Consider the following 3,933-nt stretch of genomic DNA (forward strand, 5'->3'; position numbering starts at 1 on the left):
GTGATGGCACGATCCAGGGGAAGTATTTCAACAAGATCGCGGATGAGCTGCGTACCCACCGCAAGGGCCAAGTCGCAGAGCAGGCCATCGGCTGGATGAAAACCCTCCATGGCTATCTTTCCTCGCCCACGGGCGGTGGTGTCCGGCACGGGGCAACGCTGTCGGCCGAGTCTGAGCTTTCGGCCCATGAGGCCCGCCTGTTCTGCAATCTGATCCGCAGCTACCTGCACTTCCTCCTGGACGAGTACGACAACCTGAGAGATTCGCGCTAGGCGAGCTTCATCCGGCGCGGAATATAGAGTTGGGTGAGCTCGCGGTCGGCCGGAACAATGGCGAGGTAGCCTACCGTCATCTCCCACGAGGGTTTGTCCCCCCAGTCGGCTCCTCGAAACTTGCGATCACGGGTGGCCGAATAGACGTTGGCACCCAGTCCGCGCAGCTCCTGCAGGACGCCATCAAGGTCCTTCGCGAAGCCAAGGCGGCTGGAAACCGGAAAATCATCCACGTCCATCAGATCCTGGACATAGTCGCAGAAGCTGGCAGCGACCTGTTTGGTCTCGTCGGTCAGAGCCGGGTCGATCGTGAACGACACGGCGTTGACGACGTCGGCAAAATGGGCGGCCGCGTCGCCGGTGACCAGCGGCTGCGCGTCGATCCGCACATGGTCCGGGTGCTGGTCATCAAGGCCCTTCTGCTGCAGGTCCTTGAGCCCATCGAAAAACGACAATACACCGGTGATGAACTGCGGGTCCTCGAACGTGTCGGGGTTCTTATATCCGAGCGCCTTCGCCACGGCCCGGCGCGACATGACGTTGATAGGCTGGCCGGCCTCGAAGCGCTGGATCGTCCTGATGTTAACCGACGCATTGGCGGCCAGGGCCTCCTGGGACAGGTGCTGCGCCTCACGGACACAGCGGGCCCAGAAGCCGAGTAGCTTTGGATCAAGTACGGTCGTGGTCATGTCGTCCTCCTATGTTCCGAAGCATAGGCCTGCGCCGCCAAGCCGAACACGGCAGAATGCCGACAGTACACCGCCAGATTTCCGTCCACGCGTCGCCGCGGTCACTAATTCATTGAAATTGCGTGGTGATTTTGACTCATCCCACCTTCCACCTATTGACCGGGGTGCTGGAGGACTTATCTCGACCGGCAAGGGTCTCGGCGAGCAGCGGAGCCCTTCGCATTCGTCCTGCCGGTAAGGGCGGCGGCGCGAGCACACCTGAACGATTTTTTAGCCCGGTACTGCTGAAAGTTCTGCCCGCCCCTTGACGGTCGGGGTAGAATCTTGCCGGGGAAGCACGAAGATGGCGAAGAGTGTAAAGGCCTTGATCAACCCGGCCATGCTTGCATGGACGCGGGAGCAAGCCGGGTTTAGCCCGGACGAGGCCGCACGCCGTCTTCACCTTGATGTCGAGCGTTTGAGCGCGCTTGAAAAGGGCGATGAGACGCCGACCTTTGCCAAGCTCCTCGATATCGCCGACCTCTACAAGCGTCCGGTGAGCCTGTTCTATCTCAAGGCACCGCCGAAGGGCTGGCAGCCGATCCAGGATTTCCGCCGGCTTCCGGGCGTCGAAGAAGGCTTTTCTCCGCAGCTGACTTACAGCATTCGCTTGGCCAGAGAGCGGCGCGAGATTGCGATGACGGTCCGCGACGAACTTGGCGAACCGGTCCAGACTTTTGACCTCAAAGCGACCCTAAAGAGTGATGTCGAGGAGTTTGGTGGCGAGATCCGGAAGTACCTCGATGTGAACGAAGCCAAGCAACAGCGCTTCGGTCGCAAGGCGTTCGATGGCTGGCGAATGGCGATCGAAGCCAAAGACGTGCTGGTCTTCGTGGTCCCACGGCTGAAAATCCGCGAGATGCGCGGTACCGCGCTGGCCGAGCAGAAGATGCCCGTCATCCTCATCAACGGCAAGGATCGCGGCAACGGCCGCGTGTTCACACTTCTTCACGAGTTCTGCCATCTTGCGCTACGCCAAAGCGGCGTGAGCAACATGGGCGGTGACCGGAACGATGCTCCGCACCCCGATGTCGAGAAATTCTGCAACGCCGTGGCTGCCGCGGCTTTGATGCCGCGCGACTGGCTTTTAAGTGAAAAACTGGTCACGCAAAAAGGCAGCCAGAAGAGCTGGCGGGATGATGAGTTGGACGCTCTCGCGTTACGGTTCGGCGTGAGTCAGGAAGCCGTGCTGCGTCGCCTGTTGACGCTCGGCCGCACGACGCAGGCCTTCTATGACAGCAAGCGCGCCGAATTCCAGAAGATCTATGCCCAGCTCGACGAGAAGAAAGAACCGTCTGAAGGCGGCCCCAAGTACCACTACGTGGTGCTGAGCCAGCTCGGCCGGAGCTTCACGCGGCTGATTTTTCAGGGCTATCACGATCGATATTTCACACTGCGCGATGTCGCAGGTCTTTTGAACATGAAGGTTGCTACCGTTCCCGTGATGGAAAAGGCGGCCTTTGGCATGACGGGCTAAGCCGGCATGCCGAAAAAGATCTATTGCATCGATACAAGCGCGCTGATCGCCGCCTGGTACGAGCGCTACAAGCCCAATCGCTTTCCCAAACTGTGGGAGCAACTGGACCAGCTGGTGACAGACGGTCGAATGGTCTCGTCGACACTGGTGCTCCGCGAATGCAACAAGCAACGCTCTGAAGAGCTGCACGGCTGGCTAAAGCCGCGAGAAACGATGTTCATTGCACCGGATGAACTGGTGCAGCAACAGGTGGATCACATCGTCAACACCTACACGGGCCTCATATCGGCTGGTAAGGAAAAATTCCAGGCCGACCCGTTCGTCATCGCGCTCGCCAAGGTCAACAACTACACCGTCATCACCGAAGAAACCGGCCCCGGCAGCCTCGCGAAGATTCCCGGTGTTTGCAACGCGATGAAGGTCGACTGGCTGAACCTCATGCAGCTGATCGACGAAGAGGATTGGGTGCTAGGTTAATCTGGATTGAACGCCAGTAGTCTTGGTATCTCGCCGTCGGCAGTTCAATTTCGACATTTCCAACAAGATAACGCCGCCTCGCTTTTAATCACCGGGATCGCTCATCCTGCCGCAAGATAAACAGATCACGCCGTTCCACGGGCCATTTTGTCCGCAGGACGGACAGATCCAGCTCGCATGACCGGATGTCGACGTGATACCGGTTCGACCGCTTGATGCCCTAACCGTGACGAGATGACCGCGCTGCTCGACCACTTCCCAACCAGGGGCGATCTGGAGGTACACATCCGGCTGTGCGACCGCGGCCTTTCTGACGAGCACAGGCAGCGAAGCAAGAAGCTCGGTAATGTCCGACTCGGTTATGTCACCCCTGTGCACGGCGGCCTCGACCTTCGCCAGTAGCTTTTCTTTCTTCTCATCGGCGTTGAACGCGTTCGCGATGTGCCGCGCCAGGCCGGCCTTGAGGCGAACGGACGAAATAAAGAGGATAAGGGCAGGCGAAGGTTCAAAGACCTGGCTCGATTTCAGGCGATTGCACCTGGAGCATGAGGGAACCAGGTTCTCAAGACCCGAAAAATCGAAATCGGCTGGAAGGGAATATCGACTGACTATCTCCTCGCGCGTTTCATCCGAAGCTACAGCGTCCAGCGGGATCAGGTGGTCGATCTGAACGTCTTTAAATACGACTTTCTCGGCGCACCAGGCGCAGCAACCATCCCAAGCCTTCCAGAGTCCGAAGCGTTCCGGGCGAGATAGTTGCTTTCGCGTGGGCATCTGGCTATGTCGACTTCTTCGTTGTTGGTGGATCACGCTGGGAGAACGTAGACGCCGAGCCTTCGGGGTCTCGGCGGTTTAGGTTTGACTTGCGTTCCCGCAGACGTAGCCCGATTCCGCCGACAGAAGCGTTTACGATGGTTAGACACTCTCGACAATTGGTCAGGCTTTATCCGCCTCCGGGCTGCGGAGCCGCTCGACTATC

Annotated in this window: 4 protein-coding genes and 1 pseudogene; 3 read left to right on the plus strand and 2 right to left on the minus strand. The window is 59.0% G+C overall.

The genetic code is table 11. The annotated features are described in order from the left end of the window. Window positions 1-272: pseudogene (locus tag JHD07_RS02300) on the plus strand (hypothetical protein); the annotation flags it as partial. Here JHD07_RS02300 and JHD07_RS02305 read toward each other — a convergent pair. Next, on the minus strand, window positions 269-961 hold the full coding sequence (locus JHD07_RS02305) for a helix-turn-helix transcriptional regulator (protein ID WP_212065527.1): 693 nt from the start codon (window positions 959-961) through the stop codon (window positions 269-271). The pseudogene JHD07_RS02300 and the gene JHD07_RS02305 overlap by 4 nt on opposite strands. A 343-nt stretch (window positions 962-1,304) precedes the next feature. Between JHD07_RS02305 and JHD07_RS02310 the strand changes: the two genes are divergently transcribed. Continuing rightward, on the plus strand, window positions 1,305-2,477 hold the full coding sequence (locus tag JHD07_RS02310; protein ID WP_100179064.1) for an ImmA/IrrE family metallo-endopeptidase: 1,173 nt from the start codon (window positions 1,305-1,307) through the stop codon (window positions 2,475-2,477). A gap of 6 nt (window positions 2,478-2,483) precedes the next feature. After that, window positions 2,484-2,954, plus strand: a complete 471-nt coding sequence (locus JHD07_RS02315) for a DUF4411 family protein (RefSeq protein ID WP_100179065.1) — start codon at window positions 2,484-2,486, stop codon at window positions 2,952-2,954. A gap of 84 nt (window positions 2,955-3,038) precedes the next feature. On the opposite strand, the gene JHD07_RS02320 is transcribed toward JHD07_RS02315, so the two are convergent. After that, on the minus strand, window positions 3,039-3,728 hold the full coding sequence (locus JHD07_RS02320; RefSeq protein ID WP_212065528.1) for an HNH endonuclease signature motif containing protein: 690 nt from the start codon (window positions 3,726-3,728) through the stop codon (window positions 3,039-3,041). Between the last annotated feature and the right edge of the window lie 205 nt (window positions 3,729-3,933).

The sequence above is a fragment of the Bradyrhizobium sp. genome, from assembly GCF_016462955.1.
Classification (GTDB): Bacteria; Pseudomonadota; Alphaproteobacteria; order Rhizobiales; family Xanthobacteraceae; genus Bradyrhizobium.